Genomic DNA, 25395 nt, shown 5'->3' with positions numbered 1-25395 from the left:
TAATCTTGTATAGTAAATTAAAAAAAACATGAAAATCTCTACACAATTCAAGCCTGTGCTTCTGCTGTTCCTTACCACTATATTCTTTGTCAATATATCCCATGCCCAACAATGGGAGCGAAATAGAATGAAGATTGAATTATCATTACAAGATGGCAAAGAGACAACCATTTCAAACCTAACGACGGTTTCTATCTCGTTCAATAAACCATCGACAATGACAGCCAAAGACTCCGTGAATCAGCAAGTAGCCGATGACTACAATCCCTGTTATATCGTTATTACTTTCGACCGATTAGACATACCCTTATTACGTCTGTTTATGAAAAAAAACACAACCCTGAACGGTCAGATCACAGTAACGGATTCTTATGGTAAGCTTCCATCTCGAAAAATAGAATTGAAGTCAGTAGTGATGGACGGTATGAATGACAATTTTGTCAACGATGATGAGACCTCCTTCATGAACCTTAGTTGCAAATCATTAATTATTGATGGTGTAATGCTAACAGGGTTAAATACGCCATCGTTAAAATAAAATCTCCTTAAGTAAAAAATATACTATAATAAAGGCATGAATACCTTAAAACAGAGCGAGCTAATAGCATTACTAGGTCTACCTTCCACCGATCCTAAAATAGTCCAGTTCTTCGAGCGTTATGCATTAGGGAAACTACCCAAAACCATAACAGCCAACCAAGGCATAAAAAGTATCATCTATAGACCATTAAATATTTCTTTTTGGTTTAAATATGACATAAAAAATGATCATTTTCAACCACCGATAAGCACAAGCAATGATAGCGGCAAGTTTGTAGCCTACTTATGCAGTATTATGTTTACCCATGTCGATCATTCGAGTAAACATCCCGATTCTAAACCAAAGGACTTTTGGGATGTATTGCCATTACCTGAAGCTCCGCATGAAGAAGTCGAGCAATTGATGGGAAAACCAACGTACGAAAACGAGGTTGAGAAAGCGTATGCGATGTCCGAAGGAACGGAAAATATCATTACCATAAAATATACGCAAAGTAGTAAAGGAAATGCATTTTATAGCAGCTGGATCGCTATAAGGCAGGAGTCAGAGATTATCAGTAGAGATTTTTTTAATCGCAGCCATGAATTTGAAAACTTCCCTTTTTTAAGATTGGGACACACCGCTATTATCAAATGGCTATTTGACAACCAACTTTTGTTGATTGATAAAGATTTATACAAAAAAGGTTTGAAACCTGATTCTGAAGAAATTTTAGATTTTGTGGAGCAACACCTGAATAACCATCTTTGGAAAAATCAATTAGCGGATGTCGAATATTTATCATCTTTCTTGTATAGCATCACCACCAATAGAAAGTTGACCGATCCAGAAGGCAATCCTGTATCTTTCTATTTCCGTGACATCATTTTATCCGCTCTAAATCAAAAAGATACATTTGAACGCCTAAGTGAGGAAAATTATGACGTCGTGGACCAGTTTCTCAATGATATTGTATTCGACGAAGATCTTTACAAAAAGGTCTCTATTCTATTGACACAAAAATTAAAGTTATTCCAGCGCTGGAAAACAATACAATAAAAATATTTATTTTTTCAATCCACCATATGAAACAATATATACAACAGCTGGCCGAAAAAGCGTTATTTGAAGGAGACTATGCTACGGCATCCAAAATTTGTATTCAAGGCAATGCCTTACCTCAGGATCTAACTATTCTAGAATCACTTTTCAAACAGATTTCAGCACTCGTTGAAGCATCACCAAATCCGGATTTATATGCCATACTCGGTATTATAGCTCTTGATTACAATGAAGTGTTTGAAAGCGACAGGGAAAAAGCGCTTATCGAATGCGTACAATGGAGTAAGAAAGGCTTGGATATAGACCCTGACAATTACAACTGTAACCGGCACGCAGGATCGGCACTTTACTGGCTTAGGGATTGGGAGGCTGCAAAAAAATATTACAAAAAAGCGGCTGAGTTGGCTACCTCTCCTGTTTTACAAATCCGCTTATTCAACATGCAGAACCAGCATAACCCCAACCCTGATTTTGCTACGCTGTCTATTGACATTTTTACAACATCGGGTATGGAGGCTTATAATGCCGGTGTTGAGATCAACTACCTATTAGGTAAATATACTGCTATGCCAGCTCGGCAGGCACAACGGCTCTCCACAATAAAATACCAATGCTATGAACAGGCATATAAGCTCTACAAAGATGCCATTGTAGCGCGAAATGGTGATTTCATCAATTATGATCCCCATACCTTCGCCATGTGCTGTAACAATCTCGCCAGTGAGCTCCGATCTCGCGGAGAGCATCAAAATGCGATTGAAATTTGTACCGAAGGTATAGATCAATCTTCCTTTATGATCATCCTACAAAATAGATTTGGAGCTTATTTGGATGCAGGGCTCTTGGAGCTGGCGATACAAGATGGTGAATGTCTAATCGAAGATTTTGGCGACCAAATGGATTTATTGGCCTATTTCGCAACAATTGATACGATATGTGACTTACATATGGAACTGAAAAACTATGAAGAAGCACTGGAGTGGATCAACCTGGGCCTGGAAATCTATTATGAGCTCGATCCTACCAATCCAATAAGCCAGGATCAAGAGCTAGTGCGCTGCTTTACAAACTTCTATATTTACAAAGCCAAGGCTGAAAGTGCCTTAGGTGCACAAAGCCCGACTGAAGTCATTTCGAAAGAAACAGATCGATTATTAGAAAGCATGCCGGATAATCCAAGCCTGCTCATCAGCAGGGCCAATTCATTTATAGAGGAAGGCGATTACAGCAAAGCAATGGAATGTTATGGGTATGCACTAAATTTTGCAAAAGAAAAAAAACAGGATCGTTCTATACAGGTTGCATTATATAATATGGGTTATCTACAAGTTGCCTATATGAAAAACAATGAAGCGGCCTGCGATAGTTTTGAGCGTAGTATATTCTCAGGAAATCAAGACTTCTGGTGTTACTATTGGGCGACACATTGTACATACCATTTGGGAGATAATAAAAAAACACTACATTATGGTGACCATGCGATACAGGCGCTAGCCCAGCAAGATAATGTATCTGATGATGTTATTGCTGAAATCTATGAACACATGGGCATTGCTTTTTTGGATCTGAAACGCTATGATGAATCAATTGAATGCCTTAAAAAATCCATCAGATATAATAATTTGCCAACCACAATAGAGAACTTAAAAATCGCAGAGGCGAATAAAAATTCATCTGGAGGTTTTTTAAGCAAATTATTCGGCAAGTAAAATAGTGCTTTCTAAACCGTAACAGAGTATTAAACAAGAAGCGCACTATGAGTGCGCTTCTTGTTACTTAAGGTCATTTCTAGATTATTTGTGCATATTCATTATAGATTTGCCGTATAAAGATAAAGATGAAATACCCAAAATAGAATCTAATTAGTATAAACTTTTTAGGGCATTTACGCTGACGTTAAGATATATATTTCACACAATTTTAAACTTAAAACAAACATCATTATATTAGGTTTACTAAATTGATTTAAAATCTTAATCAATAATATGACTAATGAATTGTTTGAATTTGAAATTCTAAAAGCGAGCAGAACTAGGTTATTACAATTAATAGAAACCGTTGATAGCAAAATATTATTTAAAATTCCGGAGAACTTTAATAATAATATAGTTTGGCAAATTGGTCACTGTATCACATCTCAACAGAGGCATATGTATATGCGTAGTGGATTACCAATGTACATATCACAGGAATTTATGGAAACATTCAAAATTGGGACTTCCCCACATACTTGGAAAAGTATTCCAGACGTTGATGAAATAAAACATTTATTACTGTATACAGTAAATCAACTGGGCAAAGATCTAGACTCGGGTGTATTTGTTAATTACCAACCTTTTAGCTTACCGATTGGCATCTTTATAAATAATCACATTCAAGCACTTCAAGCTGCTAACTTTCACGAAGCCGAACACAGTGGAATAATATTAAACTACTTAAAACTTCTTATTAAATAAGATATATTTATGCCATATCTATTTTAATTATTTAGAATTTATCTGAAAACAAAATACATTCGTACAAAAAGAGCAAACACCAAAAGTAAAGGTATTAACAAATAAAAATTTGGAGATTGGGCCTCAAAATCTGACTCGTTTTTGTACGTTTTTATTTTTACCTTTTCTCCTAATTGATGGTTCTTGTTTTTATAATTTCCTTCTGTAACAACAGCAAATTTTCCATTTGATTGTCTTATACCGTATTGAAATTCGTATTTGTAATATCCTTGGTGAATACTATCTATTCTAACAATTTCACCGGTTGACGATTCTCCAAAATAATTAACTAAATATGATTTTTGGGTAAGAAAAAGGATAATTCCTATAAAAAAAATAATGGCAACCGATAAAACAGAAATTGCTGCACAACCATTGGAAGATTGAGATTTTGACATATTTATTTTTAGAAGTAAAATAGTTTAAAGATAAGATGGTTTTACTGAGTTTTGATCAACAACAACTTTCAAAGAATCACTATTTTTTGGTATATAAAACATAATATCATCAATATGAACATTTTTTTGGAAGAAGCTCACTATTTATTCAACTGCTTATCAGGATAACTTGGGACTTAATCAGTAAACTCTTTCTTGTTCTTTCGGATGTAGTCAACCTGAATTTTTTGCAAATTTTTGGTGTCATTAAGTTTGTAGAATTCATCATCAAATTTGTGCAACGGATTGTTCTCATAGGATTTACTAAATCCCTCTATCGTGCCATCCTGATGTTCAGTTATTTTCGATTTATCTTTTTCAAACGTGTTATTTGCTCGCTCGGTCAAATCAGCAAATTTAGTTGCGCCGACTAATTTCAACGCATCTGGCAATGCTTGCGCAAATTGACCGCTTGAATTGAAATAAAATTGATTATAGCCACCATTATTTACTTCTGCTTCTAATTGGACGATCATATAAATTGCTTGTCTTGATTTGTTCCAAGACATGACGATTTCGTATTCTTTATCATTTGCTGCCAATAGCTTGTGAAAGAGATTATTATAAACGACTTCTAATAACATGTCATCTGAAGTCGTATCAATAATTTGTTCGGTTAATTGGCGCTCGATTGATGGCTTACTATTGTTTTGCTTAGTACGTTCAGAACAGCCAAATAAATTTAAAATCATTATTATAACTCCTATGACAATAATTTGTCGTCTCATTGATTTTATCATCTTAAAACTTTTTAGTACTCAAAGATATGCAATAATCCTATTCATGCATGTAACGTGTTGATCAGCTTAAAACATACCCCTATCCTACTCACGCGGCCCTATTTGATATTAAAGCTCGCTGCATTTAGCCACAAATTGCTCAAACTTCCGATTTTTATTAATCAAGATCGGTCCGTGACCGAAACAGATAAGGGAAGGATTCAATTTCGCCAGTTTCTGGAGCGATTTAATGTTGCGCTGCTGATCGGTGGTGAATAGGCTTGGCGGAAGCCGTAGACCGGCGACAGTTGTGAGCAGGTTCATATTTGTTGCCACATCTCCAATAATAAGGACACCATCTCGCTCACGGAATAAAGAGATATGGCCTGCCGAATGTCCGGGTGTCTCTATAACCTGAAAGTTTCCGATCTTATCGTTCTCAACAATTGTTCCGCGGACTTGATGTCCCTGCCCTGCCCAATACTTTTGTTGAAGCCTTGCTATCCAATGTTGCGGCCTTGGATAGTCTTTGGTTACCAGACCCGTTTCGGTCCTAGAAACTTCGTCAGGATGACAGAGCAATGGTATCGAAAACTCTTGACATAACTGATCGCTACAGCCTTGGTGATCCGCATGCGCATGCGTAAGAATATGTTGGTAAACGGGTATTTCCTCGAGGGCTTTCTTTACAGTAGTATACGAACTCCGTATTCCGGAGTCTATCAATACACCTTCGATAATATAGCAGTTAATACTATTTCGTGGCATCAGTGAAATCTGAACCACCTCGGGAGCAATGTGACGTAACATATTTTTTTTGCAAATCTACATCCCCGATCCGGACTACATAAGGACATTTGTCCTATAATTCCTTGTGTCTATGCAATTGCCCCTTGGCCCGGGTAAGCGACCTTTGCGTCACGCCTAGGTACGATGCCAAATCTTGTGTCGCTACACGCCGGACGAGCATCGGTTCGTTAATCAAGATATGACGGTATTTATCCACAGCAGTCTTATTATTGTAATTCAGCAGGTAAAGTTCCTTTTGGCTATACTCCCGCTCCATCACCGATTTTATAATACCGTTCCAGGAGGTAACCTGACCAAGCAGCTGCAGATAATCCTGAAAGCTTATTCCATAGATTATACTATCTTCTATCGCCCTGATACTCCTTCTGGATTTTTCCTGCGCCACAAATTCCGGAAACGAGGTGGCAAATTCATTTTCAAACTTGAAGCAGGTTATATTTTCTTTTCCTTCTTTGTCAATAGCATATGCCTTTACAGCGCCACGAACAATAAATCCAACATAACGGCAAGTATCACCCTCTCGAATAAAAAAATCACCCTTTTTCAAGCAGATCGGTTTGAAGAAATTTGCAGAAAAGTTAATTTCCTCGGCTGAGAGTATCCCTGTTAAGGACAGGTAATTTTTAAATATATCAGTCATTGGGCAATTTTTTCTTTCTTTTAATTTCATCGTGAATGTCCGTCTGGCGCTCGTTCGCAAAGGTATCGAAATTTCGGTTTCGCCGGATTCTTATATTCATCATTCCAGTCCTGGAATCCGTTCTTTACCTAACCTGATTTCGTATAGAATTCTTATTTTGTATATGGGGTCGTTCCAAACCAAACAAATTCTTTTCCCTTGGAAAAATACCAGTCGAGCGTTATTTTTTGTAACCTGCGTCCGATTCCCTTCCTTCAGCTAAATACCATGGTTGAATAAGGCCATATTTCATTGTTTATAGGATTACATCCTGAAATTGAATGTTACCCGATTTGCTGTGATGGCAGGAAATAATTTATCCTATCTCTGCTGTATTAACCAATAGCTTTTGAAATTCCTTTCCTATAACGGGATTAATGATATGTTGAAAGTCTTTTTATAACGTAAAAACCGTAATTGTAGCATCAGATTCTGGAGAATAAATAACATCAGTTCCCCACCAACCTCCGTGGGACTCCACATAGGGGTTGTCAGTAGGTTTTCCATCTTTTAAGATTGACAATAGAAACGTAAATAGTTCCGAATCTTAAAATTCGTTTCATCGCCCAACTTTCGAAATGTCGATGCAGCTTTTTCCTTTTGATTGGTCGCTAAATATGCAATTCCAAGGTGGATAATATAATCGTCATAAAATACATTTCCGTACCGCTCTATATCAATTTTTGTATCAATACCCTTTTCATATTCAAAGATTGCTTTTTCAAATTCCGAATTTCCGAACCATTCTTCTCCCTGTTGATAGGCCCGATAAACTCTTTTGGCTTCGGGATTAAAAAACTCATACATTTTAAAAAAATTAAAAGGAAGTGTGACCAACAAATCTTTCCCCGTATAATTTTTATAAAATTTACCACAACGTTGTATCGATTTGATGACTTGTTGCCTGATGTCATCCTCTTCAATGTTTGAAACAACAATATTTGAAATCTGATTGTGCTGGTCAAGAATAAATGCTGCCTTCATAAAGTAATTTTTGGAGGTTTTCTTTTTCAATAGTGATGCCCCGTTAGTGATGCACGAATTGGGATCTATTGTACCATTATCAAATACTAATTTGGAAAGCATATTAGCGACATATAATTCTCTGCCCTCACTAAGTATGCGTTTTTCTTCAAATTCCGGGTATTTTTTAACAAAATCGTCTCTTTTTAAAAAATAGAGTTTGATTTTAGTGTCCTTCTCGACAACGGTCAAATAGCTCTCATTGAATGTATAACTTAGCTTCATGTGCCCCAAGTCGATCTCATTATCGCCAATATATTTTGTGTCAAATGTAAAAGCTGATATCTTCATCTTATTCGGACTTATTTCATAGATAACCTCGTTGGAAAAATAGGGATGATCTAGAGGAACAAGCGAATTGTCTTCAGTCAATGCAAAGTCTAAAACCCATCTACCTAACAATTTATCGCTTTGCGCGAACAATGGATAAACGAATAGCAGTGAGACTAAAACAAATATGGTCTTCATGTAAATTAAAATAGTATATGGCCTATAGCGTAATAAAATTACATAATGATATCGAAACAGGCAACGATAAAATTGACGATCTGAACTAGCGCAATGAGGATATACGGGCATATTGACAGCGACACGTAATTTCAGCCGCTGATATACCTCTCATAACTGTCATTGTTTCTTTAATTAAAAATTGGTTTGCCATATTTTTTTTGATTTTTACGTGTATGGCAAAAGTATGGCTGATAAGGGCCCTTTCGCAGGAAAACATGGTGTATGTAAATCGGGAATATTCCAATAACATTGCAATGCACTTTTGCAAACTCCAACAAAGTTGCTGCTTCGGAACACCTGTTTTTTATGGCATTATTATATATTTTGAAAGCAATTTTGAATCCTTAATTAAGATAAAAGCGTTTGGCACGCTATCCATTTTTTTCACTGCAAAAGAAGACCAATATCACAACCAATCCGTAATTTTGAATAATAAGACTTTTAACGGATAATATAATGTCACATGAACTCTTACAAATAAGCGAAGGAGAATTTAATATTCGGCAGCTTGGCGATAATGAAGCTCTTCTTTATAAGTCTATGCGTCTGGAAGCCATTCAGACAGAACCGACAATGTTCAGATCCAGTACACCTGCTGAAACGACACTTACAGATACTGAATGGGAGGAACGGGTAAAATATCCGAGATTGGTTTTCGCCCTTTTTAAAAATACTGAACCTATCGGTATGACAAGTATATTATTATCTAATAAAGATGAAGCTTATCTGGGTCAATCTTATATCAAAAAAGAATATCGTGGATTAGGGCTGTCTTCACTTTTATATCGAATCAGAATGCAAAGTGCTTCCCTTTTAAAATTGAAAAGATTGACGACGAGCCATAGGGAAAGCAATCTTATTTCAAAAGCGGCCAACCAACGGGCAGGTTTCAAATATACCTATCGGGAATCTATTCATTGGTTAGATGGCACGACAGAAGACGTACTATATTATATACTAGAGTTATAATAATATACCGAGAATTTTGCCTTTCTCCAATACATTTGACCTATAACCTTTATAATTTTCCCTCATCACATTTGGTTCGAAATGCTGACGTCTATTATAGAATAAAAAAAGCCGTAGATTTACAGCTTTTTTTGCTTTGAGTAAGTTGGACTATTTCGCCACTCGGATTGTCTTCGCAGTGGATTGCGTATTGAAAATATCGGTAATGGTCAGACGCACATTGTAGTTACCCGCAGCTAGGGTATTGTTCAATGTATCGGCGCGTTTCTCCGGTCTGATTAATTCTTTATTTGCAAGTACTGCCCCGTTAGGATCGAGTAGTTCAATTTTATAGCTTAACTGTGGCGAACCGGTATCACTAACCGCCCAGGATACAATGACTTTATTACTTTGGTATTTTGCTGATTCATTGCTGCTGCTAAGTGCCGTTAGCATTGGCGTAGTTCCTTGATTAGCTTGCTCCGGCAAATCTAACGTACGGCCTGTTCCAAAGGCTGCATCTGGTGTTACGGAACCACCATGCTCCATAAAATGTGCATTTTGTGTCGCATCATATCCAGCATTAAAGGCACGGTCGAAATAACCATTACGACCGGCGTCATTGGCATTCGCTGAAAAATATCGACTCGTAGATTTCTCCCAAACGTTATCTACACCTAAGTTCCAACAATCTTTAAAGAATGCTTTGCGATGAAATCTACCATCCCACAAAGGATTGTCTCCCACCCAGTTTTCAAGAAATGCGCCATTGCCAACCTCCAAAAATCCGGATTCCGCTTGTCGTCCAATCGTAGAAGTATGAAACCACTTCCCTGTCGCTTCATTACGGATGAAGTTAGCGATGTAAATCTTTCCATTCTCCTTCCAGGATCGTAGGACCAGGTTATACCAGGTGTTTAATTCCCATCCGTAAGGGTTTACAGTTTTCTGTCCATCTCCTTCTCCACCAAAGCGACTGGCCACTGTTGTGGGTGCTTTATAAGAATAAAAAGCATAGTTAGCAGCACTGGTATTGAGATCCCATAACGATGCGATCAAGGTATAGGGTGTGGCGGTATTCTGATCGGGCGTATCTTGCAATCCAGCATAGCCCCCGTGATAATTATGCACGGAAAAGTATTCGGTCTTAGCAGTATTGGTAATTTTAATCTTATGCATCTTCAAGACAGCGTCTTTCTTAAACACATAAACTAAGTGTTGCGACGGTGCAGCATTACTTCCCGACAGGCTCAAATTGGGCAAGTCTTTGTCGCTTTGTACAGCTGTGCTGTATTCTTTGAGTTTCAAATCGGATACGGCACTTTCAGAGCAGGAATTGCTGAATAGAGCAGTCAATAAGGTAGCACATAGTGTGGTTTTCATCATAATTACAAGTTTTAGTAAAAATCAGTTAACAAGTTTGACCACTGTTAAAAAAGCGTCATTACAACAAATTATTTATAAAATTTGAAATTAGAAAATTTCCTTTAAACGAAATCGATTGCGTAATCTTGTGTGTAACAGCGATGTTCTACACCTTTGTGACAGCTGTAACGCACTTCCCTCCTTTGCGCTAAGCGCGAATAACTATTTTAGAATTTAATTACTCAGGGTGATAGATTTGGATTGCACTTTAACGGTATCTTGGCGCAACGGAGCAACTCAATGGAGGGACAACCACATTTTAAAACGACTTTACCTCGCAATTTTGAAATGGTTACAGCTCACTTTCACTGATAAGGCGAAATGTCAGGTTGATACGTGCTTTCATCTTTTGAGTGGATTTTGCGATGCGATGCTCCCAAGTTTCCTGCAGATTACCTTTCATCAGCAATAATGAACCATGATTTAGCAGCAAGGAATACTTCTTACTGTGATCGTCCACTTTCCTAAAATCAAAATGGCGTGCTTGCCCCAGACTTACAGATCCGATCACAGGCCTGTTGCCCAATGCGCTCTCTCGATCGCGGTGCCAGGCTACTGAATCGTTGTTGTCCCGGTATAGATTGAGCAATACGGAATTGAATGTACAATGACACTGCTGTTCAATGGCATTCTTCAACGCTTTTAAAGGCTCAAGCCATTGGTTTGTGACTATCGCTTCCGGCCAACTGATAGTCTGTATTCTCATCACCATACCAGGCCGTCAACCGGGGGGTCAACACGGATCGGTCATACATTTTTCTAAATGATTATCTAAAAAGCGCGTGCTACTCACTCCGCGGATCGGACTTTAAGGGCATTTTTCCACAGCGGATCACTTCAATAGAAGGGCATCCATACTCTACAAAGACCTTTCCCTCGATCAGGTAGATACCCGTGCCAAGTAAGGGATACTTTGTCAGTGTCTGCGGAAAGTGCACGGTATCAAAGAAACGCCCCTCAGCATCTAGAAAGGTACCAAATTTCATCAGGTCGCCACGCTTAGTCTTCACAAATTTCTCACAGACAAAATCCCCTACCACCCGGACTATGTTTCCTTCATGCAGATGGAGTTCCCTAGCCGGCATATCGCCCCGGTAATCGCTTTTGGCCAGGTCAAATAAGGTGCCGGTCACACAAAAACCGATCAACTCCATTTCATCGTAATAGTCCTCCAATATATCCTCCTCCAGCGGTGGAAGAATCGGTTTGCGGCTCTCGGTCTCAAAGAGCGCCATACCGGCTACAGCCGGCTTGTGCCTGCTCATCATCAGATGGGCCTCCCAGAGCAGTTGCTTCTTGCCTACACCGGTAAACCGTAGCGCGCCGATACGGATCAGAATAATCACTTGCTCAAGCCCAGCCTGTGTACGCTTCACAAAGTCTTGCAAACTCTGATAAGTGCCATCGCGCTCGCGCTCGGCAATAATGCGGTGGGCCAGTTTCCCCTCAAAATTGAGCAAGCAATCAAAGCCCAGATAAATGTCCTTGCCCTGAATGGAGGAGTTAAAGGCTGACTGATTCACACAGGGTAGACAAATATTGGCTCCTGATATGCGCGCTTCACTGACATAGACTTTGCGATTGTAAAACCCGCCATAATTGTTGAGGACCGCAACCATAAACTCCAAAGGATAGTAGGTCTTGAGGAAAAGGCTCTGATAGCTCTCCACGGCAAAAGATGCGGAGTGCGCCTTGTTGAAGGAGTAACCGGCAAAGCTTTCCATCTGCCGCCAGATCTCGCGGCTGATCTTTTCGTCATAGCCCTTGGCCCTACAGTTGGAAAAGAACTTATCCTAAATTTCGATCAGATGGTCTTTGCTGCGATATTTGCCCGACATCATCCGCCGCAGTACATCGGCATCAGCCATATCGAGTCCGCCATAGGCATTGGCGATCTTCATCACATCCTCCTGATAAACCATCACGCCATAAGTTTCTTCAAGCTGCTCCTTAAACACCGGATGTGGATAGACGGCCGTCGCCGGGTCATGATGCCGACGGATGTATTCGCCCATCATACCTGAACTCGCCACACCGGGCCGGATAATGGAAGACGCAGCCACCAGGGTCAGGTAGTCATCGCAACGTAGCTTGGTCAGAAGTTGCCGCATCGCTGGGCTTTCGATATAGAAGCAGCCAATGGTATTGGCAGATTTGAGCTGTGCGGCAATATTGACATCCTGAAAAAAACGCTTGGGATTGTCGGTATCGATCACAACACCTAAATTTTCCCGCACAAGGGTACGGCAATCCTTGATATGCCCGATCCCGCGCTGGGAAAGGATGTCGAACTTTTCAAAACCGATATCTTCAGCCACATACATATCAAACTGCATGGTCGGCAATCCTTTGGGTGGATTGTCCATGGCGGAATAACAGGTCAGCGGTTCCTCGGAGATCAGCACGCCACTGGCGTGGATGGTTCGCTGATTGGGAAAATCGGCCATCCGGTTGTACACACTCAAAATGGTATTGGTCACCTCATTCTTATTGAGCATATGCTCCGGTTCATGTACTAGGCGGTCGATCTCGGCCTTGGGCAAACCATATACCTTGCCCAGCTCACTCAGAATACTGCGCGACCGAAAGGTACTCATGGCGCCCATTAAGGCGGTATGCCCTGTCTGGTAACGGTCAAAAATATAGGCATGCATAGCGTCCCGTTCATTCCAGGCGAAGTCCACATCAAAGTCGGGCGGACTCTTGCGCTTAGGGTTCAGAAAACGCTCAAAGGGAAGGTTAAGGGCGATGGGGTCTACATCGGTGATACCCAAGCAATAAGCTACGGCAGAATTAGCACCTGAGCCTCGGCCTACGTAATGAAAATTGCGGCCACGGGCATAGCGGCAGATATCATCAGTAATGAGGAAATAACTGGAGAAACGCAGGTTTTCAATAATCTCAAGTTCGCGCTGGATACGTTCACCGGCGATGTGATCATTGCGGCCATAGCGTCTGGCAAAGCCATCCATGCAGTAGGTGTGCAGCAACTGCTTATCATTGTACCGATTGCCGGTAAAGGTTGCTTTGTTCTTGACGCTGGTAAAATCAAAACCAAAGGAACACTGTGCCAATATACGGCTGGTATTGGCCAGCACTTGTGGCAATTCGGAAAAGAGGCCTATCAGCTTGGCCTTAGGAACAAAAACTTCATCCTCGGCTGCAAGCTGTTCCCTTTCCAATTGGGAGATCAGCAGGTTATTGTCAATCGCCCGAAGCTGCCGATGCAGGGTATAATCTGCTTTACGGAAACTAACCGGCGCCAGGATGACACAGCGGTCGAGCAGCTTTCGCTCCAGCAGTTGCGCACGGGTCCGCTCGCTGGGACGGATGCCGATGTATTCAAAATCCCGCAATGAAAAGGCATTGATCCGACGAAAGGGATAGATCACAAAGACCTGTTCAAAGTCAGGTGCACGCTCAGGCGTGGAGCGATTTTCCATATTGAGTTTGGTGCGGTAGGCGTTGATCTCCTGGAAGCCGCGTTCGTTTTTGGCAATGGCAACGTAGCAAAGCTGATCGCCATTGCGGAATTCCATACCTGCGAGTAGATTCAGCCCAGCCGCTCGTCCCATCTTAACAAAGTCCAGCGATCCCGAACTGTTGTTGATATCCGTGAGCACAGCGGTATCATAGCCACCAGCAAGCATGCCTGAGATAAGATCCTGCAGGCTCAGCGTACCAAAGCGCAGGCTAAAGTAACTACGAAGATTTAAGAGCATGCTCCCCTCCTTTCTCCGGTAGCGGTGCGCAGATGCCTTTCATCAAAAATTCGGTCCCATAGCGTTTTCGGATTTTGTCCATGGCCTGCATCAGACCAACCTCCTCGGCACTATCGTCAAAGAGGTCGGTCTGATAGGAGCCGTAGATCAGTCCCGAGAACTTGATCCCGATAAGGCGTATTAGCATTCTGCGGCTATAGAGCTTCTTAAAAAGAGAAAGCACGACGTCGGTTAGCTTTCGGTCCGAGTTGGTATAGCCGACCTGCAACTGCTGGGTATGGGTATCGAAATTGCTATAGCGGATCTTGAGGGTAACGCAGCTTGTCAGCTTCTGGTCTTTGCGAAGATCGAAAGCCAGTGTATCGACCATACCGATCAGCGTACGACGGAGCACATCCATATCAATGGTATCCTGCTGAAAGGTATTCTCCTTGGACATGGACTTTTGTTCGCGAAAAGGTACAACCAGCGAATCATCCAGACCATTGGCTTTGCGCCAGATGTTGATCCCGTTTTCGCCCAGCACTTTCTGCATGGTGAATACCTCCATCTGCTGTAAGGTGCCGATCTTGGAAATACCCATATTGCGTAGCAGCGTAAATGACTTCTCACCCACCATGGGGATTTTGCGGATGGATAGTGGCGCCAGGAAACCTTTTTCAGTACCGCCTTGCACCTGCTTTTCGCCGCAGGGTTTGGCAGTGCCGGTAGCAATCTTGGAAACAGTCTTGTTGACGGACAGTCCAAAGCTGATGGGCAATCCAGTTTCTTTGATAATCCGCTGGCGGAGTTCCTGTGTCCATTTCCAGCAGCCGAAGAAGCGGTCCATACCAGAAACATCGAGGTAATGTTCGTCTATGCTCGCTTTTTCGACTAGGGGTGTCTCCTCTTCGATGATCTGCGTAACGATACTGGAATACTGACTGTACATATCGTGATCACCGCGCACCACAATAGCTTCGGGGCACATGCGCAGAGCCAGCCGCATCGGCATCGCAGAATGTACGCCAAGTTTACGCGCTTCGTAAGAACAGGACGCCACTACCCCGCGGTCACTACTTCCTCCGATGAGCACGGGTACGCCGATAAGCTTGCTATTCTGCAAACGCTCGACTGATACAAAGAATGTATCGAGATCACAATGTACTATACTCCTTTCCATGTTTTTCAATTATCTATGCAGTCGTTAACGACGACTCGCGTTTTCGGTAGTTGCTGCATTCAAAATTACTAATATTATTAGCAAATAATCAAGAGCACGATTTGGTTTAATTTCTATCACATTCATAGTCAGCAATATAATTTATAGACTGGGATTGGATTAAAAAAAACATAAAGCCAGTGACATCGCTGGTTATTAAGAAATAAATCTTACTGCAACAGCAGTTGCAGTAGTTTATCGCAATTTTTTAGGGGTACGATGGTATTGTGATTAACTCACTGAATTCTGTCAACGATGGAGGAAATTTTCAGGAATTGAATTAACTTTGTAAACCACCGAAATTCATCAATAATGAAGTTAGAATTATATCAAATAGATTCTTTTACCGAAGAAATTTTCCGAGGAAATCCAGCCTGTGTAGTGCCTTTAAAAAATTGGTTACCCGATGAGACACTGTTTAAAATTACGCGTGAAAATGCTGTGGCAGAAACGGCTTTTTTCATAGACAATGGTGATACAATCCATTTAAGATGGTTTACGCCCGAAATTGAAATGGATTTATGTGGGCATGCAACCTTAGCGACCGCTCATTGTTTGGTTAAGCACTTGAACTATCAAAAAAACAGAATTGTTTTTGAAACGCAAGTCGGAGAATTAACAGTTGATATAAAAGACGGCGCTTATTATATGGATTTTCCATCAAGAATGCCCCAGCCATCGACATTGCCGGATGTTATTAAAAAGTCACTCAATATTCAACCTAAAGAAGTCTTTAAATCAAGAGATTATGTTTTGGTATACGAATCTGAGGAGGAGATCAAAAACATCACAATTGAAAGATCAATTTTTGACCTAATTAACCTTGATCCCGGAGGTGTTGTAGTCACGGCGCCAGGGACTGACAGTGATTTTGTGTCAAGATACTTTACGCCGCAGTCAACCATACTAGAAGATCCAGTTACTGGTTCCGCTTATTGTTCCCTTATTCCGTTTTGGGCTTTAAGACTAGGAAACGACAATCTTTTCTCCCGTCAACTGTCTGAAAGAGAAGGTCAACTTTATTGTGAAAATAAAAAAGAAAGAGTGATTGTTGCAGGTAAAGCCCGTACCTATTCTCAGGGACTCATTTGGATCGAATAACATTCTTTGCTCTAGAAATACAGCTTTAAAATCCTGTAATAAGAATACAAAAAAGGCTTAATAAACTGAAAGAAAAGAGGCTGATGTTGTGGTGTCGATTGGCACCTATATTTTTCTTTTCCACCAGCAAAATTTAGTTATGACAGTTCATCATTAGAACAAAATTGTTGTTTTATGATCATCTATTTGTTTAGGCCTGCTCTACACAGGGGATTTCATCGATGTGATAGTAGATTTTCAATCCTCTTTCTTTAGCTAGCTTTACATCTTGATCTGCCCCTTTAGATTCACCCTGAAGGCGAAGAACAGCATCACATTTTTCAAGGATCCGATGGGCGACCGGATACTGAATTCGCACCCATTGTTCATCGCCAATCTTCTCTGAGCCAGCCAGCTGAATCAATGGAAGGGCAATCCATTCGCCTACTAAAGGTACGTGACCTTTATTGAAAATGTCCAAAGCGAACTCCTCAAGCTTTTCAAGATTCTTTTTTATCAATAGTGGGTCGTCATTCGTCCCGCCGCGGTAAGGTCCTGCAATTAGTATAAGCATTTTTTTATATTAGTTTATGAATGCGAATTAACGACCCTTTAGCGACAAAAAAAATAAACTACTTTAAGTCTTTTGCTTTTTTATTTTTAATCATACTTAAAAACTCAGCCGTTATCCCTAAATAAGAAGCTATTTGTTTCTGTTTCACTTTAAGCGCAACCTTGGGATATTTTTTGATAAAAATATCATAGCGTTGCTCTGCTGGCAGTGAAAGGTTTTCGATTACACGTAATTGTTCCCGTATATATGCATTCTGCATCAAAATTCTAAAGAGCTTTTCAAATTGAGGTACCGCTACGTATAAGTCATCCAGATCACTTTTTTTTAATTGATAAACCAAACTGTCTTCAATTGCTTCAATGGTTAACATAGCTGGTTTTTGATTAATAAAAAAGTACATATCGGTTACCCACCAATCTTTGACAGCAAACATAATGGTTGATTCTTTACCGGATTCATCAAGATAGAATGCACGTAAGGCACCCGATTCAACAAAATAGATGTATTCACATAACTGTCCCTGAGTCAGGAGACAGCTCTTTCGGTCTATCTTTTTTTTCTTCAATCGAGACTGAAAAATCAACAATTCGTGCTCGCTGAGAACTATATGTTTATTAATATTTTCTATGATAGATTGATGATCCATACGATTTAATCTGCTAACTCATTTGTTTCATCTGTAAAATTACAGGAAAGATTGGATTTGACACATTCTCAGAAAAATTTGGATATCATCTGGACAACGATACCCACTGACTAAGGATCCTATCGAGAAATATATCGGAACGATTGAGCGTGGCGATATTAAGTGGGAGAAAGCCTGATTACATCTAACAAACAGGTATACAGGGGATTATTTTAAGCTACATTCCAATTTTTATTTACGATTATTTGGGGGTTGCTCTGCAGCGCTTCGTCTACTAAATTTATTACTTTAAAAATATTTCCGCTCAGGCGAAAAGAATGTGTTTTTTCTGCTGTTTCAATTTTCACGGTTGCACTGTAACCTTTGTAATGTGTTTGTGCAACATGAATGCTTCTTATATCTTTAAAAGCGATGGTGGTATATTGCAGGTGTTTAAAAAAAATGACCGTATCTTCTTTTACAATATAGGGTGGCATGAATTTTTCATAGAAAGGAGCTTTATCGTTGACCTTTATTAGCTTTTCCATATCTTTTTCTGCTAGTGTTTCAATAAACTGCCGATAATTATTCGTGTATTTTCTAATGTAAAGGATAGCTGGAATGACCATCAATATCACACAGCCAAAAAGTATCAGCGCATACAGATAACTGTCGTTTACCCTTGCATTATAGCGTTCTTCACCCAACACGGCTTTGCCATAAGATTCGGTTTCAATCATCGTCCCAACAAAGAAAATAATTGGTATGATTATGTTGATCGACAACATAATACCAATAATAATCAAACTTCGACATTGTAGTTTATTTATGAAAAAACTATTCATGTTTTTTTGAATTGGGTGTCAAAAACTAAGTTCAGCTTAAAGCTAAGGTATTTCTCAACACAACGAATCACTATTTTATATTCGAGGGCCATCGTTTATAATTCGTTGTAGCAACCTATTTATTTGCAATAAAGCTCAACTATTTTAGTTGCCCCACTCTCTCCTGCACCTTTCCAACGAATAGTGCATAAGAGAATTGCTTTCCAAAATCATATAATTCAGCTTTGATACTCAATTTGTGACGGCGCATTGACTTGTTGAGCGATAAAATTGTTGATCAGTATTTCGAATAAATTTGATCAATTAAAAAGGACAAGGATTATACAGTAAAGCGACGGAGCGTTTTGACGATATTGCTCTTCTGGTACCAATCGTTATATACCAATTCAAACGATTTTATATTCATCTCACCAAACTCGGCCGCTCTATAATCTCGCAATTTACGACCAAACTTGGCCGGAAAACGCAGTTCCTCCCGAAAGCGTACTGCGGTCATATGTGCAGTAGCCAATCGATACCTCGAATCTATGCTCTGCTGCAAATCGGAGGAGCGGAAATTACTCCTCAGCCTATCACGAAGTATTCCTAGCCCATCGCCCATCGGAAAACCCTGTATCAGCACGGCCTCCCGAGATGCGGTTACCCCTTTAAATTTCAGCCTGGTAGCTGGAATATCGTCTAGACTTTGTGAAATAATATCTTCGTAATCGCGGATTTGTATCTCACTTAGATCAAAACCTTCATAACATGAAATAATCGACAGTGCGGTCACATGTAGATCGGAGGATGGCTGATAATACTGTGCGCCGTCAATCTTCATCAATTCTTCCTGAAAAGCCCGAACACCGGCTTTAATCTCATCATCCGGTCGTATCAATAAGGTAAGACCACGACGGCGGTCTCTTTCATCATCTATCTGTCGGTCAATTTCGATCTCTCCACTACTAATCTGTCCAATGGACTGATTGAACAGATTAGCATAAAGCTGTGTAAGTTCCATAAACTTTTTACCCAAAAACGGTTTCTTTGCCCCGTTGTATATTCCCGTAAATTTAGCTCATTCTTTTTAGAAAAGATGATTTCTTAAGATAGAAAAGCAAGATTTTTTAATGCTTTATCAACTTTCAAGGATAAAGAGACTTGAACCCCACACTTGCCTTTAATGATCGCATTGAATATCTCTTAACGATCCACCAGCACCTTCACAGATTCGCCATTTTGATCAATAAATTTAGTCTCCGTTTTAAACAATTGATACCACTTGCGGAACGTGCCTATAAAGACAAGCAGCATCAATAGCATGGCCAATATCGCCAGTGAAGCTAACAGCAACTGCCCCTTGGGCAAATAAATATCCACCACTTGCAGATAACCGGCCCAAAAGGTAATACCGGCCATAAATATGCCCGGTATGGCTGTAAATAAGGCATATTTTTTCCTATTCATCCGAATAAGCATCGTAGTGCAGACAATAAGCCCACAGGCTGCCAAGAGCTGGTTGCTAATGCCAAACAAAGGCCAAATACTGCTTACATTGCCTGTAAAAACGAGATAGCCCCAGGAGAAAGTGAAAAGTGCACTGCATAGCCAAACGCCCGGTTTCCAATCTTTGTCTTTAAAAGCCGGAATGACAGTCCCCAGCATTTCCTGCAAAAAGAATCTTCCGACCCTTGTCCCGGCATCGATAGCCGTGAGGATAAACACGGCTTCAAACATAATAGCGAAATTGTACCAGTAAGCCATCACGTCGTCCATAAAGGGCACCTTATCAAAGATATGGGCCATCCCCACAGCCAGAGAAACAGCTCCGCCCGTACGCCCATGGAGGTCTACTCCTATACGATCTGAAAAATGCTGCAGATCTACGGCTTTTAATTCGGGATGCTGCGCCAGAAAATGGGCGTAGTCACTGACTGGCGTATTAATTGCAAAATAGTCACCAGGTAATAAAGTACATGCAGCAATCAAAGCCATTAGGGCAACAAATCCCTCTACCAGCATCGCTCCGTAGCCCACAAAAAGGATCTCCCTTTCGGTGCCCAGCATCTTGGGCGTCGTGCCCGTGGCAATAATCGCATGGAAACCCGAAATTGCGCCACAAGCGATCACGATAAAAATAAAGGGCAGCACAGGACCGCCAATAACGGGACCGCCGCCATGAATAAAATTGGTCAGGGCGGGCATCTGTATCGTCGGATGCACAAAGACAATGCCCACGGCCAACATCAGGATCGTACCGATCTTGAGATAGGTGGAAAGGTAATCCCGGGGAACAAGAAGTAGCCAGATGGGCAGCACCGAAGCCAAAAATCCGTAGACAGCTATCGCGATCGAAATGGTCTTGACATCCCAATCGAAAAGGTTGTGAATGACCGGAACCGCCATCAATCGATGCCCCGCAATAATCCCCACGATCAATAAAATACCACCCAAAACGCTGGCCAAGCTGACTGACCCGGATTTATACCGCATCAAGAGCCCCATAAATATGGCAATCGGCATGGTCAGAATAATCGTAAATAAGGACCAGGGTGCCTCGTGCATGGCACTGATACAGGCAAGGGAAAGGCCGGCCAAGGTCAGGATCAGAATAAACAGAACAGCTATACCGGCTATACCGCCGACAACGGGACCGATCTCCTTGGAAGCAATGGTTGCCAGGCTCTGTCCTTTGTGCCTAACGGAAGCAAATAATACAACCATATCGTGCACACCTCCACCCAGGACACAACCGATCAAAATCCAGAGTGCGCCCGGAAGGTAACCAAACTGGGCCGCCAGCACCGGACCGACCAATGGCCCGGCAGCTGCTATGGCTGCAAAATGATGTCCAAATAACACCTTGCGATCTGTCTTGACATAATCATGACCATCGGCAAACTCGACCGCTGGGGTCATGATGGCATCGTTGAGCCGGAGCACTTTCTGCGCCATAAAGACCCCGTAAAAACGGTAGGCGATCGCAAAGATTAAAATTGACGCAAAAACCAGCGTAAGGGCGTTCATATGATCTAAATCCATCCTATATCCAGGTATAATTCTATTGCAATATATTATTTTTGTTCCAATACTTGCCCCGAATCCAGCAGTTGTTTTTTTAGCAAGCCGTAGTCGACATGCTGCACAACTTTGTCACGATCAAGTGCTAATATCGCTGCAGCACCTGCACTCTGCCCCAACACCATAAATACGGGCTCCATACGGATCGAACCAAAGGCAATATGCGAACTGGAGAGGCAGACCGGAACGAGTAAATTGCTGCATTCATTGCTTTTTGGGATAATAGACCCATAGGAAATGGCGTAAGGTGCTGGTACGTGGACACCAATATCCCCCTCATTCTGGACAAATCCTTCTTTGGTCACATAGCGTTGGACATTGTGCGAATCCAAGGTATAGGAGCCCATGCCAATCGGATCTTCTACTGTGCGCTTACCCAGGATATTGTGTTCGGTGGTCACATATTGTCCCAGCATCCGCCGAGCTTCTCGTATATATAATTGCGAAGGCCAATTGTCATTATCTTTAAATTCATCTTTTGCCAGCCCCCATTCGGCCATCTTTGTCCTGATTGCAGTTGGAACCGAAGGATCATTGGTCATAAAATAGTATAGGCCCTGCTGATACCGACGATGGGCTTCGATAATGGATCGGCGTTCGGCATAACTCGCCTCGGGATAGCGGTAGTTCATCCCGATAAAATCGGTACTGAACGGACCGTGGTTGTTGGCATCGGTCTTATGGTTGGGCACCAGATCAAATTTTTGAAAGGCTTCGTCCCAGCCTGCACGGAATAAACGCTGCAGCAAGACGTAGTGCTGCGGATCGTACCCCACGGGCTTGGTGAAGGACCTTCTATTGCGGCCATCGTTAGTTAGGCACATACGGAAACAATAGGCCTGCAGTTTCTGATCTGCTGCCCCGTATTGTCCGGGATCTTGCTCCGAAACACCAAATACCAGACCGCTGCTAGGGTCTCCCTCCTGCGTATATGGACTGATCTCCGCAATAAAGTGGTGCCGGTGCTGAAATACTCCGGTCTGAACGCCATTCCACTGCTCCCCATAGGTCTGGTTGGCCTCCCGCCCGATCGTATAACTTACCTTGGCCAGCGCCATCAGATCGCCTTCATAAGTGGCATCAATAAATATCTTCGCCTCGTAGATGGTTCCGTCTACCGTTTTGATGGACTTGATCGCTGTGCCTTCTTTCGTGATGGCACTTTCCTGCCGATCTAAATAGGCGCCACGAACGACATCAATCTGATGATCCTGCACCCAAGAATCAAAAATATGCTCAGCTACATGGGGTTCAAAAATCCACATCGTCCGATGCGCACTGTCCATCGCAACGGTGCCCTGCCCCCGATTGCCAAAAGAGGTCCGGGATTGCCAATTCCAGCTCGATTCCTTGGCGTAATGATCATACACATCCTGGTAGAATTTTTTGGCCAGGCCGCCAATAACTGTTTTGTCGCCGGTATCAGTAAAACCAAGTCCGCCCGAACTCAGTCCGCCTAAATGCTGATCTGGTGATAAGACGATAACCGATCTGCCGGACTGCTTCACCTGCAATGCAGCGGTGATGGCGGCCGGCGTACCGCCGTAAACCACGACATCGACCTCCTTGGCCGAATGCTGTGCCTCAACCTGCAGAAAAGCCAAGACAAGCACCAATTTTAACCCTATTTTTATCTTTTGCATATGTACTTAATTTTGATCTGAAACGGGAACCCACAAGATGGCATTTGCGGCCAATAAGCCGGCGTCATCCGAGCTGATCTCGACATAGGCTTTGCTGCTCCCCTTTTCAAATGCATATTCGCCAAGCGCTACCCAGGTACTTGTGGTCTGTCCCAGAATATTAACTTCCTTAAAATTTATCCTTTTTTCGATCTTTGTCTTTCCTGTATGGATAATGAATGTCCCGGTCGTCGTGCTTTCGGCGGTTTTAGGAAAATAGCTGTAGAGCATATATTTCCCACCAGCAAAATCTTTGCCGGGAGTAAAACGGGCCAGGACCCCTGGAGCGCTGTCGGCTTCCTGGTAACTCATACCATAACCTTTTTTTGCGGATTTACGCCAAGTTCCTTTCAACATAACCTGATCTTCATCATCGACATGAATGATATAATCGGCCTTACGGCCATCCGCCTTCGGATTGTCACGCAATGTTTTTTGTACGCGTTTTATATCAACATCCTGAACGGCAATTTTGTTGTCGATCGCTTCGCAGGCTGCCAAAGCAGCGGACTGTCCCAGCACCATAAATACGGGCTCCATGCGAATGGAACCAAAGGCAATGTGGCTTGCTGACAGGCATACCGGGACCAAAAGATTATTGATTTCTTCTTTTTTGGGGACGATAGCCCTGTAGGAAATCGGAAAGGGAGAAAATCCGCCAACCTCAACGTTACCTTCATTTTTGACCATGCCATTGACAATCACTCGGTCACAATTGTGCGAATCCATGGTATACGCAGCATAGCCTACTCCATCAGACACGACTTCTCTACCTTGACAATGGTTTTGGGTCATGACGACATCGCCAATCATCCTCCTGGCTTCGCGAATATATAATTGTGGTGACCAATGCCCATTGTCAGGATATTCATCCTTGGGGTAACCCCATTTTTTGAATTCGTTTCGGATCGGCTCCGGCACCGAACGATCATTTGCGACAAAATATAACAGGCCCTTGGTGTAATCTTCATGGGCCTTGATAATCTCCTTCCGCTCGAAATAATCCGCCTCGGGATAGCGCCAGTTCATGCCTATCATATCGGTTGAAAATCCATTTCTGTTATTGATGTCGGTCTTCCCATTGGGCATCAGGCTCCAGATAAATACGTCCTGGATGCTCTTCCAGGGTTGGATTTCTTTTTGCCGCTTTAAAAGTTCGTATTTGGATGCGTCATAATTCTCGGGCTGGGTAATGGCTATCCTGTTTTCAGGAACGTTGGTCAATGTAATCCGGTAGTTATAGGCTTGGACTTTGTTGTCTCCCATTCCGTTTTCTTTTAAGGGGTCAGTATTAATCCCCCATAAAATGCCGCTATTGGCATCCCCTTTTATTTTATAGGGATCTACACCATCCGGAAACTGATGACCATCCAGCAATTGCACACCATTGATCGTCTCGCCGTAGGTGCTATTTGACTCGCGGCCCACATGGTAGGATACGCCTGCTTTGGCCATAAGGTCGCCCTCATAGCTACAGTCCATAAATACCTTGGCCTTGACCGTTATATTTTTGCCGTCGCTGCGCTCACTCGGAAGCAGGGTTATGCTTTTGATCGCTCGTGGGTCTGTCTTTACGGCGGTTAAGCGATGCCCCAACAGTGTTTGCGTCCGGGAATGTGCCAGATAGGTCTTGAAGATGGATTCGGCTATTTTGGGTTCAAAGATCCATTGCTCAAAACTACCGTAATGCTTGCCCATTTTACGGTAAAAATCTAGAGCCAAACCTGTCACGACATATTTATTCCCGATATCCGTCTGCCCCAATCCGCCGGAACTAAGTCCGCCTAGCCTTGTCCCCGCGTCGATCAGTAAGACAGATTTACCGGCCTGTGAGGCGGTATAGGCAGCCGTTACGCCGGCAGAGGTAGCACCATAAATACAGATATCGACCTGTCTGTCGGTTTGTCCCTTGACGAGCTGCCAAAACATGGTCAACAGCCCTATCGTCATTAAAAGTGTTTTTCTCATCATCTTAGGA

At 41.9% G+C, this 25395-nt stretch carries 23 protein-coding genes; 6 read left to right on the top strand and 17 right to left on the bottom strand.

The window, feature by feature from the left end; genetic code table 11:
• The first annotated feature begins 28 nt into the window (after nucleotides 1-28).
• From HMAT_RS02375 to HMAT_RS02360, 4 genes are all read left to right on the top strand, one after another.
• Nucleotides 29-538, top strand: coding sequence for a hypothetical protein (locus HMAT_RS02375; protein ID WP_104381202.1), 510 nt, complete (start codon nucleotides 29-31; stop codon nucleotides 536-538).
• Between the two features lie 36 nt (nucleotides 539-574).
• Nucleotides 575-1579, top strand: coding sequence for a hypothetical protein (locus HMAT_RS02370; protein ID WP_104381201.1), 1005 nt, complete (start codon nucleotides 575-577; stop codon nucleotides 1577-1579).
• 26 nt (nucleotides 1580-1605) lie between these two features.
• Nucleotides 1606-3291 (top strand): tetratricopeptide repeat protein, encoded by a 1686-nt coding sequence (locus HMAT_RS02365; protein WP_104381200.1) that lies wholly within the window; start codon nucleotides 1606-1608, stop codon nucleotides 3289-3291.
• A gap of 276 nt (nucleotides 3292-3567) precedes the next feature.
• Nucleotides 3568-4038 carry a DinB family protein gene (locus HMAT_RS02360; RefSeq protein WP_104381199.1) on the top strand — a complete coding sequence of 157 codons (471 nt, stop codon included), beginning with the start codon at nucleotides 3568-3570 and terminating at the stop codon, nucleotides 4036-4038.
• 38 nt (nucleotides 4039-4076) lie between these two features.
• Here the strand turns inward: HMAT_RS02360 and HMAT_RS02355 are convergent, their stop codons facing one another.
• The 5 genes from HMAT_RS02355 to HMAT_RS02335 all read right to left on the bottom strand — a co-directional run bounded on the left by HMAT_RS02355 (nucleotide 4077) and on the right by HMAT_RS02335 (nucleotide 8213).
• Complete coding sequence (locus HMAT_RS02355; RefSeq protein ID WP_104381198.1) at nucleotides 4077-4475, bottom strand: hypothetical protein; 399 nt, start codon at nucleotides 4473-4475, stop codon at nucleotides 4077-4079.
• 176 nt (nucleotides 4476-4651) lie between these two features.
• Complete coding sequence (locus HMAT_RS02350) at nucleotides 4652-5254, bottom strand: DUF4375 domain-containing protein (RefSeq protein ID WP_104381197.1); 603 nt, start codon at nucleotides 5252-5254, stop codon at nucleotides 4652-4654.
• Nucleotides 5255-5362: 108 nt separating this feature from the next.
• Nucleotides 5363-6043, bottom strand: coding sequence for an MBL fold metallo-hydrolase (locus HMAT_RS02345; RefSeq protein ID WP_104381196.1), 681 nt, complete (start codon nucleotides 6041-6043; stop codon nucleotides 5363-5365).
• A 52-nt stretch (nucleotides 6044-6095) separates the two neighbouring features.
• Complete coding sequence (locus tag HMAT_RS02340) at nucleotides 6096-6683, bottom strand: Crp/Fnr family transcriptional regulator (protein ID WP_104383270.1); 588 nt, start codon at nucleotides 6681-6683, stop codon at nucleotides 6096-6098.
• A gap of 549 nt (nucleotides 6684-7232) precedes the next feature.
• Nucleotides 7233-8213, bottom strand: coding sequence for a tol-pal system YbgF family protein (locus HMAT_RS02335; RefSeq protein WP_104381195.1), 981 nt, complete (start codon nucleotides 8211-8213; stop codon nucleotides 7233-7235).
• Nucleotides 8214-8711: 498 nt separating this feature from the next.
• Here HMAT_RS02335 and HMAT_RS02325 point away from each other — a divergent pair, with 498 nt between their 5' ends.
• Entirely contained in the window at nucleotides 8712-9224 is a 513-nt protein-coding gene (locus tag HMAT_RS02325) for a GNAT family N-acetyltransferase (RefSeq protein WP_104381193.1), read from the top strand.
• Between the two features lie 150 nt (nucleotides 9225-9374).
• On the opposite strand, the gene HMAT_RS02320 is transcribed toward HMAT_RS02325, so the two are convergent.
• The 5 genes from HMAT_RS02320 to dinB all read right to left on the bottom strand — a co-directional run bounded on the left by HMAT_RS02320 (nucleotide 9375) and on the right by dinB (nucleotide 15512).
• On the bottom strand, nucleotides 9375-10589 hold the full coding sequence (locus HMAT_RS02320; protein ID WP_104381192.1) for a DUF3472 domain-containing protein: 1215 nt from the start codon (nucleotides 10587-10589) through the stop codon (nucleotides 9375-9377).
• 331 nt (nucleotides 10590-10920) lie between these two features.
• Nucleotides 10921-11340, bottom strand: coding sequence for an alpha-ketoglutarate-dependent dioxygenase AlkB (locus tag HMAT_RS02315; RefSeq protein ID WP_199768525.1), 420 nt, complete (start codon nucleotides 11338-11340; stop codon nucleotides 10921-10923).
• Between the two features lie 73 nt (nucleotides 11341-11413).
• A complete protein-coding gene (locus HMAT_RS27335) occupies nucleotides 11414-12247 on the bottom strand; it encodes a hypothetical protein (protein WP_233789090.1) in 834 nt (277 codons plus the stop codon).
• A gap of 174 nt (nucleotides 12248-12421) precedes the next feature.
• A complete protein-coding gene (locus HMAT_RS02310) occupies nucleotides 12422-14350 on the bottom strand; it encodes a PHP domain-containing protein (protein ID WP_233789089.1) in 1929 nt (642 codons plus the stop codon).
• On the bottom strand, nucleotides 14331-15512 hold the full coding sequence (dinB, locus tag HMAT_RS02305) for a DNA polymerase IV (RefSeq protein ID WP_104381191.1): 1182 nt from the start codon (nucleotides 15510-15512) through the stop codon (nucleotides 14331-14333). Before dinB ends, HMAT_RS02310 begins: the two co-directional genes overlap by 20 nt.
• Before the next feature lie 351 nt (nucleotides 15513-15863).
• Here dinB and HMAT_RS02300 point away from each other — a divergent pair, with 351 nt between their 5' ends.
• The gene (locus HMAT_RS02300; RefSeq protein WP_104381190.1) at nucleotides 15864-16652 is read left to right on the top strand and encodes a PhzF family phenazine biosynthesis protein; all 789 of its coding nucleotides are present in this window, start codon (nucleotides 15864-15866) and stop codon (nucleotides 16650-16652) included.
• A 190-nt stretch (nucleotides 16653-16842) separates the two neighbouring features.
• On the opposite strand, the gene HMAT_RS02295 is transcribed toward HMAT_RS02300, so the two are convergent.
• The 7 genes from HMAT_RS02295 to HMAT_RS02265 all read right to left on the bottom strand — a co-directional run bounded on the left by HMAT_RS02295 (nucleotide 16843) and on the right by HMAT_RS02265 (nucleotide 25388).
• The gene (locus tag HMAT_RS02295; RefSeq protein WP_104381189.1) at nucleotides 16843-17205 is read right to left on the bottom strand and encodes a DUF4406 domain-containing protein; all 363 of its coding nucleotides are present in this window, start codon (nucleotides 17203-17205) and stop codon (nucleotides 16843-16845) included.
• A 58-nt stretch (nucleotides 17206-17263) separates the two neighbouring features.
• Nucleotides 17264-17851: a Crp/Fnr family transcriptional regulator gene (locus HMAT_RS02290; protein ID WP_104381188.1), complete on the bottom strand. Its 588-nt coding sequence runs from the start codon at nucleotides 17849-17851 to the stop codon at nucleotides 17264-17266.
• A gap of 212 nt (nucleotides 17852-18063) precedes the next feature.
• Nucleotides 18064-18570, bottom strand: coding sequence for a hypothetical protein (locus HMAT_RS02285; protein ID WP_233789088.1), 507 nt, complete (start codon nucleotides 18568-18570; stop codon nucleotides 18064-18066).
• Nucleotides 18571-18994: 424 nt separating this feature from the next.
• Nucleotides 18995-19675, bottom strand: a complete 681-nt coding sequence (locus HMAT_RS02280) for a 2'-5' RNA ligase family protein (protein WP_104381186.1) — start codon at nucleotides 19673-19675, stop codon at nucleotides 18995-18997.
• A gap of 182 nt (nucleotides 19676-19857) precedes the next feature.
• Nucleotides 19858-21696 carry a carbon starvation protein A gene (locus HMAT_RS02275; protein WP_199768524.1) on the bottom strand — a complete coding sequence of 613 codons (1839 nt, stop codon included), beginning with the start codon at nucleotides 21694-21696 and terminating at the stop codon, nucleotides 19858-19860.
• A gap of 32 nt (nucleotides 21697-21728) precedes the next feature.
• Entirely contained in the window at nucleotides 21729-23378 is a 1650-nt protein-coding gene (locus tag HMAT_RS02270; RefSeq protein ID WP_104381185.1) for an FAD-dependent oxidoreductase, read from the bottom strand.
• Nucleotides 23379-23384: 6 nt separating this feature from the next.
• On the bottom strand, nucleotides 23385-25388 hold the full coding sequence (locus HMAT_RS02265) for an FAD-dependent oxidoreductase (RefSeq protein WP_233789087.1): 2004 nt from the start codon (nucleotides 25386-25388) through the stop codon (nucleotides 23385-23387).
• Nucleotides 25389-25395 lie beyond the last annotated feature (7 nt).

This window comes from Sphingobacterium sp. HMA12, assembly GCF_002933815.1.
Taxonomy (GTDB): domain Bacteria; phylum Bacteroidota; class Bacteroidia; order Sphingobacteriales; family Sphingobacteriaceae; genus Sphingobacterium.
Note: the sequence above shows the minus strand (reverse complement) of the source record. Positions and strands in the feature narration are given on the sequence as shown.

Coding starts and splice junctions, on each gene's coding strand:
- HMAT_RS02375 (WP_104381202.1), top strand. CDS start 29: ATGAAAATCTCTACACAATTCAAGCCTGTGCTTCTGCTGTTCCTTACC.
- HMAT_RS02370 (WP_104381201.1), top strand. CDS start 575: ATGAATACCTTAAAACAGAGCGAGCTAATAGCATTACTAGGTCTACCT.
- HMAT_RS02365 (WP_104381200.1), top strand. CDS start 1,606: ATGAAACAATATATACAACAGCTGGCCGAAAAAGCGTTATTTGAAGGA.
- HMAT_RS02360 (WP_104381199.1), top strand. CDS start 3,568: ATGACTAATGAATTGTTTGAATTTGAAATTCTAAAAGCGAGCAGAACT.
- HMAT_RS02355 (WP_104381198.1), bottom strand. CDS start 4,475: ATGTCAAAATCTCAATCTTCCAATGGTTGTGCAGCAATTTCTGTTTTA.
- HMAT_RS02350 (WP_104381197.1), bottom strand. CDS start 5,254: ATGATAAAATCAATGAGACGACAAATTATTGTCATAGGAGTTATAATA.
- HMAT_RS02345 (WP_104381196.1), bottom strand. CDS start 6,043: ATGTTACGTCACATTGCTCCCGAGGTGGTTCAGATTTCACTGATGCCA.
- HMAT_RS02340 (WP_104383270.1), bottom strand. CDS start 6,683: ATGACTGATATATTTAAAAATTACCTGTCCTTAACAGGGATACTCTCA.
- HMAT_RS02335 (WP_104381195.1), bottom strand. CDS start 8,213: ATGAAGACCATATTTGTTTTAGTCTCACTGCTATTCGTTTATCCATTG.
- HMAT_RS02325 (WP_104381193.1), top strand. CDS start 8,712: ATGTCACATGAACTCTTACAAATAAGCGAAGGAGAATTTAATATTCGG.
- HMAT_RS02320 (WP_104381192.1), bottom strand. CDS start 10,589: ATGATGAAAACCACACTATGTGCTACCTTATTGACTGCTCTATTCAGC.
- HMAT_RS02315 (WP_199768525.1), bottom strand. CDS start 11,340: ATGGTGATGAGAATACAGACTATCAGTTGGCCGGAAGCGATAGTCACA.
- HMAT_RS27335 (WP_233789090.1), bottom strand. CDS start 12,247: ATGGTTGCGGTCCTCAACAATTATGGCGGGTTTTACAATCGCAAAGTC.
- HMAT_RS02310 (WP_233789089.1), bottom strand. CDS start 14,350: ATGCTCTTAAATCTTCGTAGTTACTTTAGCCTGCGCTTTGGTACGCTG.
- dinB (WP_104381191.1), bottom strand. CDS start 15,512: ATGGAAAGGAGTATAGTACATTGTGATCTCGATACATTCTTTGTATCA.
- HMAT_RS02300 (WP_104381190.1), top strand. CDS start 15,864: ATGAAGTTAGAATTATATCAAATAGATTCTTTTACCGAAGAAATTTTC.
- HMAT_RS02295 (WP_104381189.1), bottom strand. CDS start 17,205: ATGCTTATACTAATTGCAGGACCTTACCGCGGCGGGACGAATGACGAC.
- HMAT_RS02290 (WP_104381188.1), bottom strand. CDS start 17,851: ATGGATCATCAATCTATCATAGAAAATATTAATAAACATATAGTTCTC.
- HMAT_RS02285 (WP_233789088.1), bottom strand. CDS start 18,570: ATGATTGAAACCGAATCTTATGGCAAAGCCGTGTTGGGTGAAGAACGC.
- HMAT_RS02280 (WP_104381186.1), bottom strand. CDS start 19,675: ATGGAACTTACACAGCTTTATGCTAATCTGTTCAATCAGTCCATTGGA.
- HMAT_RS02275 (WP_199768524.1), bottom strand. CDS start 21,696: ATGGATTTAGATCATATGAACGCCCTTACGCTGGTTTTTGCGTCAATT.
- HMAT_RS02270 (WP_104381185.1), bottom strand. CDS start 23,378: ATGCAAAAGATAAAAATAGGGTTAAAATTGGTGCTTGTCTTGGCTTTT.
- HMAT_RS02265 (WP_233789087.1), bottom strand. CDS start 25,388: ATGATGAGAAAAACACTTTTAATGACGATAGGGCTGTTGACCATGTTT.